Below are 14714 nucleotides of genomic sequence, written 5' to 3' on the forward strand. Positions count from 1 at the left end.
AATAATAAACTCCAGCGACCCGAACATCAACACGTTAAACTAAGCACCTACCACCAGCCGTACACCGACTTCCAGCAACGCAGTGCTTAATGGTAAGACTTGATGCGCAGCAACGCGCTAGCCATTGGGTACTGTCCAGTAAACCGTGAAAGTCGTGCCTTCACCTAACGTGCTGGCTACTTCCACGTGGCCGCCCTGGCTGCTCACAATCCGTTGCACCAAGTACAAGCCAACCCCTGTGCCATCGACGTGCGTGTGCTGGCGGGAGAAAAGCTGAAAAATCGGGTGGGCCGCATTCTCCACGTGCATACCCAGGCCATTGTCGCGCACTTCCAGTGCCAAGTGGCCTTCGGCAGTAGCAAAGCTGCGCAACACGATGTGCGGAGGCCGGATTGGGTGGCTGAACTTCAACGCATTACTCACCAGGTTGTGCACCACGGAACGCACATTGGCCCGGCTGTAGCGGAGGCTTGGCGCTTCGCTAACCTGCACATCTACCCGGGCGCCGCGCTGCATAATCTCGGGGCGTAATCCCAGTAGAATTTCCTCCAGCACCAGCGCCAGATCCAGCACTTCCACCGGGTCCTGCTGCTGCCGCTGAGTGCGCACAGTGGTAGCCAGGTCAATCAAAGTAGTATCCAGCTGCACCAAAGCCGAATCCACCATCTTCAACATCAGCTCCTGCTCGGAATCCGTGAAAGTGACTGAGCGCCGCAGTTCCTCAAACAAGCCCCGCAGGTTGTTGGTAGGCTGCCGCAGGTCGTGGGAAGCGGCGTACACGAACGTATCGAGGTTGTGGTGAGCCCGCGAGAGTTCATCGTACTGGGTTTGCAATACCTGCCGCAGCCGGTACTGCTCCTCAATGTCGGAACAGGTGCCAAACCAGCGCGGCCCGTTTTCGGCGTTGAGCTGCCGGGCCCGGATGGTGTGCCAGCGGTACACGCCGTCGTGGCGCCGCATCCGGTATTCGCCTTCAAACTCCTCGCCGCTGGCTACGCTCTGCACCCAGCGGCGGGCGGCAGCGGCCTGCTCATCGGCCTGCAGCAGCCCCACCCAGCCGGTTGGGCCCAGCTCGGCTTCCGTCAGGCCAGTGTACTCGTGGGTGTAGTGGTTGTAGTAGTCAACCAGGCCTTCGGCTGAAGCCGTCCATACCAGCTCCGGAATGCTGTCGGCTAGGAAGCGTAACTCTGCTTCCCCCCGGCGGCGGGCTTCGCTCAGCTCCCGCTCCTGATGGACTTCGGTGAGCGCACCGTGCCAGGATACCGGGGCGTCGGGCGGATGGACTTCGGGCAGCGACCGGCTAAGCATCCAGCGGTACATACCATCGTAGCGGCGCAGCCGGTACTCGAAGTTCCAGCCCGCTCCTGCCCGCCGGCCGGCTTCGGCTTCGTACAGCACACGCAACCGATCATCCGGATGAATCAGCAGTGGCCAGATGGCCGTCAGGTCGGCGGTGGGCGGCTGGCCGGTGAAGCGGTACCATTGCGGGCTGACGTAGGTGACTTTGCCGGCGGCATCGGTGGTGTAGGTAATGAGCGGAGCCGTTTCGGTCAGTACCCGCAGGCGGGCATCGAGGTGGCGGGTGGCCAGCAGCAGCTCGTGGGCACGCTGCCGCGAGGACTCCTGCTCGCTGACATCAACGGCCAGCAGCAGCAGCCCGGCAATCTGGCCCTGCTCGTCGTGGTAGGGCTGCACCGACAAGTCGTAGCAGTGGTGCGGGCCACAAGCCAAAGCCTTGGCCAGATAGTGTTCCCCAGCGCTAAAGATGCGCGGCAGCACATCCAGCAGCACCGTGGGTAACGCCCCGGGGTGGTCGGCCACGCGCTGGCCTAGCTGCCCCTCGCCTACCAGCTCACGCATCCGGTCGTTGACGAAGGCGTACCGCAGGTCAGGGCCGGCCAGGGTAGCTACGCCCGCTGGCAGTTGGCGCAGCATCTGTTCAAATGGAAGATTCGGTGTCAAGCAATGTCAGCAAGGGCCCTCACCAGCCCTCAAGCCAGCACGAGCTAATTAAGAAATGAGGCACATCATCCACGCCAGCGCAGGCTGCTGCTTAATTCGGCGAGGCCTGCACGTGCGAATACGGCTGCGACGGATCGGGGCCAAACACCGCCAGCCGCACCAGATCCAGCAGCATGGCGTCGGCAATGGGCAGCGACTCCGGCGCGGGCGGAACGTAGTGCGGCATTAGAAATCCCTGCAGCGTCTGGAAACTGGCAGTAGCCAGTGGATGAAAGGCCATGGACCAATCAGCAAAACTGCGGGCGGCAATAGGCCGGTCTACCAACTTGCGCACGTGCGAGTGGCGGCCGTCTGAGGCAATGCGCTCAAACAAGCTGTCCACAATGGCCACTTCCCCCTCGAATAGCTGGGCAATATTGCCATGGCTATAAAACAACACCCCTGTAATGCCGTTGCGGGCATTATCGTGGCGACTTTGGTCGAGCAGGTGCTGTAATTCACTGTCCGTCAGCGGGTGCACTGCACGGCTCATGTATACGATATGCTTCATGCTGCTAAAATAGAATGCTCATCGTTTTACTCTAGTGAGATTCCGCTAGCATAAACTCCCTGAGGCCAGCTCAAGTTTCAAGTGGCCGCCATTGCCTCGCTACTGCAGTGCGCACCATCAGGCCGGCTGCCCAAGCCGAGCCGCTTACAACCGAATGCTGAATGCCAACGGCTCAAACACCAGCTCGTTGGTGTAGGTATCCACCACCAGCCGCACGCCGGCTTCCAGCGGCGTGCGCAGGCGCAGCACGTTGAACAGCGCCGCCACGTCGAGGCCTACGTTGCGGTAGTTGCCGCGGCCCGACACGCCGGTGCTGCGGCCCTGCGCCACATCCAGAAACCCGGTGGCCCGCAGTCGCTGCACGTACAGCAGCCGCCCCACCGACCAGTGCGGAAACGCCAGCGGCAGATAGTAGTCGGCGGAGGCGGCGCTGAGCTGGTCGAAGCTCACGTAGCCTTCGCCGCGGGGGAAGCTGATGGCCGAGGCAAACTGGTACTGCCGCTGCTGCTGGCTCTGGTAGCCGGCACGCAGGCGCAAACTGTGGTGCTTGCCCAGGCCGGGCACGTACACGCTGCCCTGCGCGCCCCACTGCCGGGCCTCCAGCCCCACCCCAAACGGCGTGGCGCGCGAGGTGAACAGGGCCGTGGCGCCCCAGCGCGGGGCCACGTCGCGGGCACTCATTTTCAGCTGGCGCACGAAGCTAAGCGTGGTTTGCAGCGCGTGCACCGGCCGGCCGGGGCCGGGCTCGGAGCGGAACCGCACCGGCAAATCGTAGCCGCTGACCTGCTCCAGCAGGTAGTAGCTGCTCAGGCTCAGGGCCGACAAGTATTTGGAGCGGGTGAGCGTGAGCGGCAGCCGCAGGCCGGCCGTGAGGCGCGTGGTCTGCCAGCGGTCGGCGCGCAGGCTGTCGAGGGGCTGGTTGCGGGCCCGGTCGATGTAGAGGGCGGCGTTGCGGCCACCGTGGTTGATTTCGGCGTCGAACACCGGGTATTTGCCCTGGTAGCTGAGGCCGCCGAACACGGCCCCGGTGCGCTCATTCTGGTCGTAGCTGACGCCGGCCACGGCCTGGGTGGTGCTGAGCAGGTCCTGCGAGCGAAGGCCGAGGCTGACGCTGTTGCCGGTGGGGCTTTGCACCACGCCCCAGCTGAACACATTGAAGGCGTGCCGCAACACCGAGTAGGGCCGCACCGGGTAGCGCGTGGCCGAATCCTGGCGGGAAGCACTGCCCAGCCGTGGCACCACGGTGGCGGCGCCCGGCTCGCGGGCAGCCAGTGCGGCGGCGTAGGGCTGGCCGGCATCGGCGGCTTGGAGTGACGCGGGCGGTACGGCACGCCAGGTGGCCGGCTGCAGCAGCATCTCGGTGATGCGCGCCCCGGTGGCCCGGAAATCGTGAAACGCCAGTTGCTGCCCATCCGGCGACACGGCCGCCTGATAGGCACCCAGCGGCCGGCTCGTCACCTGCCACACCTGTCCGGTGCCGGTATGCACGGCATACACGTTATCAATGCCCGACTGCGGCGAGTTGTAGAGCACGTAATCGGCCCAGGGCTGGGGGTTGGTCAGGTTGACGTTGGCCACGGGCAGCAGGGCCCGCACCGCGCCGGTATTCAGGTCGGTTTCCTCCAGGGTTTTGCCGGACGGCTTCAGCACCACCGCCACCACCCGCCGGCCGTCGGGCGTGAAGCGGGGCTGCAGGTATAAGTCGTTCTGGGGGTTGGGCAGGGTCTGGAGCACGGCGCCGGTGCGGGCGTCGAGCAGGTGCAGGGCGTGGTGGTAGGCCGAGTCGGTTTCCACGGCTATCAGGCGCGTGCCATCGGGCGAGAGCGAGGCAGCGGTGTAGCGGTGGTGGCGGCCGAGGCGCGTGAGGCGGCCGGTGGCCAAGTCCAGCACCTTCAGCTCGGAATGGATGCGCTGGCCCCAGCGGGCGTCGGGCTGCAGCTCCGGCCACACCACTTTGCCGCCGCCCACGCTCAGCTGCTCGGGCAGGTTCAGCAACCCAGGCACGAACAGCTTCCGCTCCTGCCCGCGCCGGCCCAGCAGCACCAGCTGCGCAATGTCGCCGAGGCCGGATTTCAGGGCTAGCACGGTGCTGTCATTCACATATTGCGGGTACTGATACTCGGTGAACACCGGGCCCTGGTACTGGCCGGCCAGCTCCTGCGCCGCGGTGGGCTGTAGCTCCCGCTGCTGCGCACGCCACGTGGAGTCCAGCTCCTGCATCGTGCGCTGGTAGAGTTGCTCTACGCGCAGGCCGGTGGTGCGCTTCAGGCCCTGGGAGAAGGAAAACGGGTAGAACGGAAAACGGTAGTAGCGGGTCAGGGCCCGGTCCCAGACGTCGGCGCCGTAGTGGGTTTTGGCGTAGGAAGTGAGGTAGTAACCCAGCACGTACCAGTTGGGCACCTGGTCGCGCAAAGAGCCGTTCACGGCTTTCTGGTAGCTGTAGGTGCGGCCCGCCAGCAGATTGGCCCGCAGCCCGGCCCCGAACTCCGGAATCCGGCCCCGGCCGCTGCGCGTGAGGGCCGTTTCGGTGCCCACGGCGTCGCCCTCAAAAAACCACTGCGGCACGCCCACGGCCGCCACGCCCAGCGCCCCGTCGCCGAGCAGAGGCCTCAGCAGGCGTCCTATTCCCTGGCGGCCCTTCTCAAACTGCGCCACGTGCCGGTACTCGTGTACCACCAGCCCATCCAGCCAATCCACGGTGCCCAAGCCCATGCCCTGCTGCGGGGTGCTGAAAAACTCGGCGTGGCGCGGCAGAAACGTCACGAAGCCATTGCTCACGCTGGTGCGGGTCTGCATCACCACCGCAATAGGCCGCGGGCTGACACCCAGCGTGGCCGCGCCGGGCCCGTGCACCTGCTCCAGCTGCCGGGCCGTGCGCTGGGCGGCCTCCTGAAACCCTAGCGGGTACAGCACCCGAAAATGCGGCGTCCGGACTTCCTGCCAGCGCAGGGCGGGCGGGTTCTGGTCGAGGATAGGAAGGCTTTGGGCAGTAGCGGCGGCCGAGGCCAACAGCAGAAGAAAGCTAAGCCAGGAGAGAAAACGCATGCAGGAAATATAGGGGGTAATCAGCCAATGATCGGCAGGCAACAGCCAACCAACTGTGGCACAGAAATCTTCCCAAAATGAAAAAGGTACCTTTCGCTACGTCCGGCCTTCGCTAAAGCGGCGCTTTTACGCAGCTCAACTAAAAAATAATGTAACTATTTATATAATAAATTTTGATTATAACACAATAACATCGTTTTGAATATTCATTTTCTTCTCTTTGTGATATAAACGCCTGTGCACAAAGTGTGCATTCACAAGGCCTTGCCTTTTCATCATCATTTTACGTCCATCATATGCGAACAAGCTTACGTTTCATTTTGAGACTGGCCTTGCTGATGCTGCCGCTCCTGCCGGGAGGGCCGCTGCTGGCCCAGCCTACTGGCTGCGTCTCCCGCTACAGCACAGCCGGCGTAGAAGCCGGTGGTGCGGCCGGACTGTACGCCGAGTTCTACTCGGGTACTTTCCAGACGCAGCCCGGCTTCAGCGAGGCCAGCCCGCTGACGTTCTTCGGCACAACGCCCGGCCAGACAGCTACCGTAACACAGGTGAACTTCCGGAACACCACCGGCGCTGGTTACGTGTCTTTCCCAGTGACGCAGCCTACGGCCGGCGGCACGGCAGCCGTACCGACCACCTTCAGCGCCCGGTTCCGGGGCAGTGTCTACCTGCAGGCCGGCGCCCCCTACACGTTCTACCTCAACTCCGACGACGGGGCGTATCTGTTTTTGGGCAAGGAAGCCACGCTGGCCGCTCCTACCCCCGATAACGCCTTCATCAAAAACGGTATCGTCCACACCGACGCCACCATACAGCGCCTGTTTACGGCTCCGGCCGATGGCCTCTACGACCTGCAACTGGTGTATGGGCAGGATATAGCTGCTAGCGTCGTCCGCCTCGACTATTCCGGCGGCCCCGGCAACCTGGCCCGTACACGGGTCCAGACTGCCCTCTGCGCCGGCCCTTCCGGCCGCAGCTACGCGGCCAACCTGGCTCCTACCGCCAACGACCGGACCCAGACCGGCAACCTGTTCTCAGCGGGCATAGCCTACACGCTCACGCCCGGTTTCGATGGTTTCGACCAGGATGGCACCGTTGACGCCTACACGATTGTGAGCCTGCCGGCCAACGGCACGCTCAGCTACAACGTGAATGCCACCGGAGCCGCTAACTACCAGCCGGTTGTGGCACCCTTCATGGTGACTGTCGCCAACCTGGGCCGCCTGCGCTACACGTCTTCCAACAGCCAGACCGCCTACACCGACCTGATTCAGTACCGGGCCGTGGACAATAGCGGCGCCACCAGCACCAATACGGCCACCTACACGCTGCCCGTACGCGCTCCGCTCATCGACCTGGCCACCACGCTGGGCTCGCCGGCTACGGCGCCGCAGGGCAGCCTGGTGTTCTTCACGGCTACGGTGACCAACAACGGCCCTGAGGCTTCGCCCGCCACCACCGTTACAATTACGCTGCCGGCCGGTCTGACGGGCATTTCGCTCTCCAACAGCGGCACCTACAACGCCAGCACCGGCCGGGCTACGTTCCCGGCGTTCAACCTCAATTCCGGCACTACCACCACGCGCAGCATTGCCTTCTCTATGCCGGCCCAGCCGGTCAGTGGCTCGGCTACGTCTGTGCAGGCAGGCTACCGCGACACCAATACCAACAACGATACCGGCACGGCTTACACCGCGCCCACGCAGTCGGCCGACGTGTCGGTGGCTATCAACGGCCCTACCCGCGTCGTAACCAGCCAGACGGTGGCTTACACGGTAGTAACCTCCAACCTGGGGCCCAGCACGGCCACCAACGTGGGGGTAGAAGCGCGGCTGCCAGCTGGCCTGTCAGGCGTGGCAGTGTCTGACGGTGGCTCTTATAACACCACCAATGGCCGCGTGACGTGGCCGGTGGTCAACACCCTGGGCGTCGGCAATTTCCTGGCCTACACCATTCGCTTCAACGCCTCCGCTACGGTGGGCACGGTGTACACCGGAACCGGCCTGGCTACCAGCGGCACCGCCAACGGCGACCCGGCCCCGGCCAACAACGACGGCACCAACAGCACCGCCCAGATCAGCACTGAGGTGATCAGCACGGCGGCCGCCGCCACGGAATGCGTGGACCCCGAGAATCCGGCCGCCGGCTTTGCCGCCGTTCCGAACACGTACTATGAAGGCTTGGGCACGCTGGCCGCGGGCAGCAGCTCGTTTTCGCTGGGTAACATCCTGAGCAGCGGCAGCCAGCAGCCGCTGGCCCCCGGCGACCTGCTGGTGGTGATGCAGATGCAGGGCGCAGAGCTGAACACCGCCGACGCCGACACCTACGGTGACGGAATTGATGGCAACAACGTGGCCGCCGGCAACCTGCAGAACAACAACTTCCGGGCGGGCATCTACGAGTACGGCATCGTGACGAGCGTTAGCAACGGCGTTGTGACGCTGCGCACGCCCCTGATCAACAGCTATGTTTCCAGCGACGCCACGGCCACGATGGGCCAGCAGCGCTACCAGATTATCCGGGTACCCCGGCTGACCTCGCTCACCCTGACCGGCACCGTTTCGGGGCCGCGCTGGAATGGGCGCACGGGCGGCGTGGTGGTGCTGGATGTGAATGGCACCCTCAACTTCAACGGCCAGACCATTGACATGGCTGGCAAAGGCTTCCGCGGAGGCGCCGGGCAGGTGTTCGGTTCCAACTCGGGCGGCATCAGCACCACCAGCTACCGCCACAGCAGTGCTGTGCCTACCAGCGCCAACAAGGGCGAAGGTATTGCCGGTACGCCCCGCTACGTCAACGACCCCGACCAGTTTGCCGCCTACCGGGCCGGCACAGCTCCCAAGCCTTTCCTCGATACGCAGGAGAGCGGTCTGCTGCCCGCGGCGCTGGCCGATGGCTACCCCAACGGCGACCGTTCGCGCGGGGCTCCGGGCAATGCCGGCGGCGGCGGCCTCGATGGCCGTCCCTCGGCCAATGACCAGAACACCGGCGGCGGTGGCGGCGGCAACGCCGGCCGTGGCGGCCGCGGTGGCAACGGCTGGGACTCCAACTCGCCTACCGGCGGCTACGGAGGCGCCGACTTCACGCAGGCCACGCCCAGCCGCATTGTGATGGGCGGTGGCGGCGGGGCCGGCACCACCAACAACGGCACTATTGCGGCCGTGGGCACCTACCCGGCCAACGCCGGGATTCCGGCCGCCGCAGCTACCGCGCCCGACGGCACCAGCATCGGGGGCTTCACCAGCTCGGGTGCGGCCGGCGGCGGCATCGTCCTGATCCGGGCCGGCAGCGTGGCCGGTACCGGCACCATCAACGTCAACGGAGCCAGCATGCCGTACGTAGCCGCCAACGACGGCTCGGGCGGCGCCGGCGCCGGTGGCTCGGTAGTTCTGCTGGCCAACAGCTCCAACGGCAACGCGGCCAGCCCCGTGCTGCAGAACATTACGGTGCTGGCCGATGGCGGCCGCGGCGGCTCGAACACCGGTGGCGGCTCGCCGCACGGCCCGGGCGGCGGCGGCGCCGGCGGCATCATCTTCGCTTCGTCGCGGCTGAACGCGGCTACCTCGTCTAACCCCGGCCTCAACGGCACCACCTTCGGCTTCGAGTCCTACGGCTCGGGCGTGGGCGCGGCCGACCTAGGCCAGGCGCAGGTGGGCATCACCCGGGCCGACGTGCCCAACCAGCTTTCCGGCTGCCCGGCCGACATCGTGACTACCCTCACCACGTCGACCACCAGCCTGGCTCCCGGCGGCAGCGTTACCTTCACCCTGACGGCGCGCAACGCCGGACCGGGCACTGGCCTCAACGTGGTACCGACGCTCACGCTTGTGCCTAACCTCCCGGCGGGTGCCTTCTCCGACCTGGGCGGCGGTACTTACGACGCCGCCACCGGCATCGTGACGTTCCCGGCCACGGCGCAGCTCCTCAACGGGGCTTCCCTGACCTACGCCGTAACCTTTACAATGCCGGCCCAGACGGTACTGGGGCAGGCGGCCTCTACGGCCGATGCCGACCAGGACCCGCGCACGGCCAACAACGACGGCACCAGCCCCAACGCGCAGGTGCGGGTAGAGCCGCTGTTCACGATTGCCGGACGCATCTTCGACGACGTAAACTACGGCGGTGGCCTTGGCCGCAATTACACTACGGCCGAAGCCTCGGCCCTGAACTCGGGGGTACCGGCCGGCACTTCCGGCGTGGCCACGGGCAGCGCCGGCACGGTGGTAGAGCTCTACAGCAATACCGGCGCATTGGTAGCCGCTACCACCAGCGGCCCCGACGGCCTGTATGGCTTCAATAACATTGTGTCCAGCAACGGCACCACCTACACGGTGCGGGTAGTGAACAGCACGGTACAGCCGGCCCGCCAGGCCAGCGCCGCCGGTCTGCTGCCCGTGCAGACCTTCCGCGTCAGCGGCGGCACCGACGACCTGCAGCGCGTGGGCGGCGAAGCCCCCGAGCTGGAAGATGCCGCCGCCAACACCGGCGCCCAGACCCTGGCAGCCCTGACGGCCAGCGGCCGCACGGCGCAGTCGGTGGCGACGGTTACGTTTGGCTCCACGGCCCAGATTTCCGGGGTCGACTTCGGGTTCAACTTCAGCACCATCGTGAGCACCCGCGACGCGGGCCAGGGTTCGTTGCGGCAGTTCATCCTGAACTCCAACGCCCTGTCCAACCTGCAGCTTGACCAGGCAGCGGCCAGCAGCGGCGGCGCCAATCCGGCTGCCGGCGTGGAAACCAGCGTGTTCATGATTGCCGACGGCCAGGCCCGCGATGGTCTGCGCGCTGGCCTCAGCAACCAGCTGACCAACGGGGTGGCCCGCATAGTACTGAACACGGCGGCCAGCGGTACGCTGCCCGCCCTCACCGATGCCAACACCACCCTCGACGCCCGCACCCAGACCCAGAACGTGGGCAACACCAACCCAACTGTGCTGGGCACAGGCGGTACGGTGGGCGGCTCAGTAGCAACTGCTACGGCCCTTGGCCAAGTGGCTGGCCCCGAAGTGGAGCTGGTAGGCATTGCGGGCCAGAGCGGCTCCGACTACGGCCTCACCCTGAGCGCCGCCAACCAGTCGGTGGCCGGGTTTGCCATCTACGGCTTCGGCCGGAGCAGCGGCACCACCACCGGCGCGGGCATATACGTGACCGGCAACGCCCAGACCGGCACCGTACTCAGCCAGAACGTGCTGGGCAGCAGCGCTACCAGCTTCCAGGCTCCGGCCGGCGGCAGCCCCGGCAGCGGCATCTACCTGGCCAACTTCTCGACGGCCACGCTGGGTAGCGTGTCGGCTACCATCACCAACAACCTGATCGGGTTCCACGGTGGCAGCGGCATCGAGAACCTGGCCAGCGGCTCGCCTACCACGCTGCTGATCACCAACAATGAAATCCGGGGCAATGCCCTGCTCAACTCCGCCGCCGATGGTATTCACATGGGCAACTACGGCGGTACGGTGCGTGGCAACCTGCTCGCGGCCAACCAGGGCATCGGCCTCGACCTGGCCGGCACTACCGGTAGCGTGAGCATGAGCGGCAATAGCGTGCTGGGCAACGGCTTGGGCAACACCGCCACGGCCGGCATCCGCCTGGATGGCACCGCCAACTCGGTGCTGCAGAACGTGCTGTCCGACAACCAGGGAGCGGCCGTGCTGGCCCTGTCCGGTACCAGCGTCAGCCTTATTAGCCAGAACAGCATGTCCGGCAACGGCACGCTGGGCATCGACCTGCTCAGCAGCGCCGACAACCCCGACCGGGGTACGGCTGCCTACGCCAGCCTGAACGACAACACCGACAGCGACGCCGGCGCCAACACGCTGCTCAACTTCCCGGTGCTCACCCAGGCCGTCACGACCGGTGGCAACCTGGTTCTGACCGGCTATGCTCCGGCCGGAGCAGTGCTGGAGTTCTTTGTGCCGTCTGTCAACGCCCCGGGCTTCGGCCAGGGCCGCACCTACCTGTTTAGCCGCACGGAAGGCACCGCCGGCAACAACAGCGCCACCGACCGCGACGCCAGCCGCGGCAGCTACAGTGGTATTATCCACGGCGTGAACCAGGGCCAGGAGAGCAACGCCAACCGTTTCCTCTTCAGCATTCCGCTCACGGAGCTCACCCAAGCCCAGCGCGACCTGCTGGCTGCCGGCACCTACCTGACCGCCACAGCCACCGTGGCCGTGAGTGCCAACCGCACCACGTCGGAGTTTTCGGGTACCATCCAGGTGCAGCCCAACACGCCGCTGCCCGTCACGCTGGTTAGCTTCGCCGCCGAAGCCGCCGGCCCGGATGTACGCCTGAACTGGCGCACGGCCCAGGAAGTCAACAATGCCTACTTTGAGGTAGAGCGCAGCTTCGACGGACGGACGTTTGTGGCAGTTGGCCGCCTGGCCGGACAGGGTACCAGCAGCCAGCCCCGCAGCTATAGCCTGCTCGACGCCGCAGTTGCGCGCCTGGCACCAGCCGCCGTGGCCTACTACCGCCTGCGCCAGATTGATACCGACGGCACCGCCGCCACCACCGACGTGCGGGTAGTACGCTTCGGCGTGACCGGCAACCTGAGCGTGTTCCCGTCGCCGACCAGCGCCGATGCCACGCTGGACCTGCGCAGCCTGCCCCAGGGCAGCTACCAAGTGCAGGCCTTCGACGCCGCCGGCCGCTTGGTGTACAGCGGCCGCGCCAACGGCCAGACGTATGCACCGCTGCCAGCCGCCCAGTGGCCGCAGGGCGCCTACCTGATCCGGGTGACCGGCACCGGCAGCACCCACACGCTGCGTCTGGTACGCCAGTAAACCCTGCTTTCCAAGCGACAAAAAAAGCGCCGGCCCTGTGGTCGGCGCTTTTTTTTGCTGCTGAAGCAGTGCGCCCGGTGCCGCAACTTCAACTATCACCTGGCCCACACAGGTCCATAAAAAGCCAACAGCGCCGGCCCGACCTGCTCAGATAGAGCGGCCAGACTGGCGCTGTTGGCTTTTGGCAGTGCCGCTAGCGAGGCGCTACTTGGTGAGCTTGATGGTGACGACACGCGGGCCGCTCACGGTGAACTTGCACTCGTTGAAATCGGGCGGGGCCAGCGTGGGGCGCACGTTGTTGGAGAAGGCAAAGGGCTCGGTGGGAATGCCCACAAAGTTCTTGTCCAGCTTGTCGTTGTTGTTCATGTCCTGGGTGATGGCCACGGCCCACTCGCCGTTGGGCAGGTCTACGGGCAGCGTAATCTGGTTTTGGCCGGCCGGTAGCACCGCCTTTTTGAACACGTAGCCCTGAGGCTTGAGAAACTGGTCGCGCAGGTTGTAGAAGTACAGCTTCACTACCGACTGCGTGGAGGCCAATGCCGAAACCACCACCGTAATGGAAGACGTTCCTGCCGGGTTGCCGGCCGAAGCCGGGGCGGCAGCCAGCAAACTGCCGGCAGCAAACAGGAAGGCACGCGTCGAAACTATCATAGACCTAACAAAACAACAGTGGAACAATGCAGGCCCAACACGCGGCACTTCTAAAAAAGTGCCTTCACCGGCCAACCGGCCCGGCTGCGCATAAAGGGTCATCAATATAGCCAGAAACTGTGGGTTTGCCTTATGCTACCGGCCGGGGCGGCCCGGCTCCGGGAGGCGCGCCAGCAGCACGTCGAACGTGAGCCCGAAGTCGGCGCTGAGCAGGGCGCCGCGGCCGGTGGGCTCGGCCAGTATAGCCAGCAGCAGATGCTCGGGTCCGATGTAGTCGTTGTACAGGCGCAGCGCTTCTTCGCGGCTGCGCCGGATAACGTGCTTCAGGCTATCTGAAAACGGCAGCTCACGCTGGCTCTTCCACCACGAAAACATAGATTCGGTAAGGTTTTTGAACGAATAGCCGGCTCCTGCCAGCCTGGCCAAGATACCGCGCTGCGGCCGGCCTGTAGTTATGTACCAGCCCGCTTTTCCTGTTTCTATGCCTCGTTTCTACAAGCCGCTGCTGCTGGCAGCTACTCTCCTGCTGGCCGCCGGCTGTGCGCGCCACACGTTCAGGGACACCATGGTGGAGGCGCCCGCCCTCACCACGCACCGCACGGTGGCCATCATGCCGTTTGAAGTGGCGCTGGACCGCCTGCGCCTGCGCGACATCCGTTACGCCGGCCCCACCCCCGACCTGAGCGAGGCCGGCCTGCGCCGCGTGCAGCAGGAGTGGACCGCCGCCCAGCAGCGCGACGCCCGCCAGCTGGGCTATCAGCTGCAGCGGCTGGTGCTGGCGCAGCTCGTGGCCCAGCAGCCGGCCCGCGGCTACACGGTGGCGTTTCAGGATGTGCAGGAAACCAACCGGCGCCTGCTGGCGGCGGGCATCAGCTACGAGAATCTGCCCGAGCACAGCATGGAAGAGCTGCGCCAGGTGCTGGGAGTCGACGCCCTGCTTTCGGGCCAGACGCTGCTCTACCAACCCCTGCCCAACGGCCTGAACCTGGCCGCCCGCGTGCTGCTGCCCAGTGAGCTGCCCATCGCCATACCCTCCAACTCGGCCACCACCAACCTGATGTTGCACGACTGCCACAGCGGCCACCTGCTATGGCGCTTCGACTATGCCCGCGCCGGCAGCTCCTCACTCAAGCCCGAGCGCCTCAGCAAAGACCTGGTGCATGCCGTGGCGCCCAGCCTGCCCTACCGCCGGTAAGCACGCTAGGCGTCCCAGTCGTCGAGGCCTTCCTGCTGGGCGCCCAGGCAGATTTCGTCGAAGAGCATTTCTATCTGATAGGGGTCGGTATTGGGGTTGAGCACCCAGTTGCTGAGGGCGTGGCAGTACACTTTCAGCATTTCCGGCCGGCCAATCTTTTCCACTACGTCCTTATGAAAGGCGCGCATCCGGGCGGCCATTTCCTCGCGCACTCTGGGGTTGTCCGGCATACTTCCGGCCGGAAAATGCGTATCATCTGAATTTGTCATAATCCACTATTTATTTAAACAAAATGATGTTACGATGTTCCGGGTAAAGGGTTTTTGCGCGGGTTGCTGAGCGGGCTGGTACCAGCACCCAGCCGGCCAGCCGGGCCGCCGAAAACCTTCCCGGCCCTGCCAGGATATAAGGGGGCCGGGCGCCGGCTGCACCTCCTGTGCGCCAAGGGAACGGCAGAGGCTGGCGGCACTGTTCAGCCAATGGCCGGTCAGTCCGGCCGGCTGCTTTCTGCGTATATTCATTTTCC

The 14714-nt window shown here is 65.2% G+C and carries 8 protein-coding genes; 2 read left to right on the plus strand and 6 right to left on the minus strand.

Annotated elements, in window-relative coordinates; genetic code table 11:
• Positions 1-117: 117 nt before the first annotated feature.
• The 3 genes from O9Z63_RS15045 to O9Z63_RS15055 all read right to left on the minus strand — a co-directional run bounded on the left by O9Z63_RS15045 (position 118) and on the right by O9Z63_RS15055 (position 5557).
• Positions 118-1935, minus strand: a complete 1818-nt coding sequence (locus O9Z63_RS15045; RefSeq protein ID WP_270126097.1) for a PAS domain-containing sensor histidine kinase — start codon at positions 1933-1935, stop codon at positions 118-120.
• A 118-nt stretch (positions 1936-2053) separates the two neighbouring features.
• A complete protein-coding gene (locus tag O9Z63_RS15050; RefSeq protein WP_270126099.1) occupies positions 2054-2512 on the minus strand; it encodes a BLUF domain-containing protein in 459 nt (152 codons plus the stop codon).
• A 144-nt stretch (positions 2513-2656) separates the two neighbouring features.
• The gene (locus O9Z63_RS15055; RefSeq protein WP_270126101.1) at positions 2657-5557 is read right to left on the minus strand and encodes a TolB family protein; all 2901 of its coding nucleotides are present in this window, start codon (positions 5555-5557) and stop codon (positions 2657-2659) included.
• A gap of 338 nt (positions 5558-5895) precedes the next feature.
• Between O9Z63_RS15055 and O9Z63_RS15060 the strand changes: the two genes are divergently transcribed.
• Complete coding sequence (locus O9Z63_RS15060) at positions 5896-12342, plus strand: right-handed parallel beta-helix repeat-containing protein (RefSeq protein WP_270126102.1); 6447 nt, start codon at positions 5896-5898, stop codon at positions 12340-12342.
• Between the two features lie 204 nt (positions 12343-12546).
• On the opposite strand, the gene O9Z63_RS15065 is transcribed toward O9Z63_RS15060, so the two are convergent.
• Together O9Z63_RS15065 and O9Z63_RS15070 are read right to left on the minus strand one after the other, a co-directional pair.
• Positions 12547-12993, minus strand: coding sequence for a DUF2141 domain-containing protein (locus tag O9Z63_RS15065; RefSeq protein WP_270126103.1), 447 nt, complete (start codon positions 12991-12993; stop codon positions 12547-12549).
• Between the two features lie 135 nt (positions 12994-13128).
• Entirely contained in the window at positions 13129-13368 is a 240-nt protein-coding gene (locus tag O9Z63_RS15070; RefSeq protein WP_270126105.1) for a Clp protease N-terminal domain-containing protein, read from the minus strand.
• A 106-nt stretch (positions 13369-13474) separates the two neighbouring features.
• Here O9Z63_RS15070 and O9Z63_RS15075 point away from each other — a divergent pair, with 106 nt between their 5' ends.
• Positions 13475-14188, plus strand: a complete 714-nt coding sequence (locus tag O9Z63_RS15075) for a hypothetical protein (RefSeq protein ID WP_270126106.1) — start codon at positions 13475-13477, stop codon at positions 14186-14188.
• A 5-nt stretch (positions 14189-14193) separates the two neighbouring features.
• Here O9Z63_RS15075 and O9Z63_RS15080 read toward each other — a convergent pair whose 3' ends face one another.
• Positions 14194-14418 carry a hypothetical protein gene (locus O9Z63_RS15080; RefSeq protein WP_270126107.1) on the minus strand — a complete coding sequence of 75 codons (225 nt, stop codon included), beginning with the start codon at positions 14416-14418 and terminating at the stop codon, positions 14194-14196.
• Between the last annotated feature and the right edge of the window lie 296 nt (positions 14419-14714).

It is taken from the genome of Hymenobacter yonginensis, assembly GCF_027625995.1.
GTDB classification, from domain to species: Bacteria; Bacteroidota; Bacteroidia; order Cytophagales; family Hymenobacteraceae; genus Hymenobacter; species Hymenobacter yonginensis.

What these genes read in the sequence shown, in the direction of transcription:
- O9Z63_RS15045 (WP_270126097.1), bottom strand. Translation starts at nt 1,935, where the DNA reads ATGCTGCGCCAACTGCCAGCGGGCGTAGCTACCCTGGCCGGCCCTGAC.
- O9Z63_RS15050 (WP_270126099.1), bottom strand. Translation starts at nt 2,512, where the DNA reads ATGAAGCATATCGTATACATGAGCCGTGCAGTGCACCCGCTGACGGAC.
- O9Z63_RS15055 (WP_270126101.1), bottom strand. Translation starts at nt 5,557, where the DNA reads ATGCGTTTTCTCTCCTGGCTTAGCTTTCTTCTGCTGTTGGCCTCGGCC.
- O9Z63_RS15060 (WP_270126102.1), top strand. Translation starts at nt 5,896, where the DNA reads ATGCTGCCGCTCCTGCCGGGAGGGCCGCTGCTGGCCCAGCCTACTGGC.
- O9Z63_RS15065 (WP_270126103.1), bottom strand. Translation starts at nt 12,993, where the DNA reads ATGATAGTTTCGACGCGTGCCTTCCTGTTTGCTGCCGGCAGTTTGCTG.
- O9Z63_RS15070 (WP_270126105.1), bottom strand. Translation starts at nt 13,368, where the DNA reads ATGTTTTCGTGGTGGAAGAGCCAGCGTGAGCTGCCGTTTTCAGATAGC.
- O9Z63_RS15075 (WP_270126106.1), top strand. Translation starts at nt 13,475, where the DNA reads ATGCCTCGTTTCTACAAGCCGCTGCTGCTGGCAGCTACTCTCCTGCTG.
- O9Z63_RS15080 (WP_270126107.1), bottom strand. Translation starts at nt 14,418, where the DNA reads ATGCCGGACAACCCCAGAGTGCGCGAGGAAATGGCCGCCCGGATGCGC.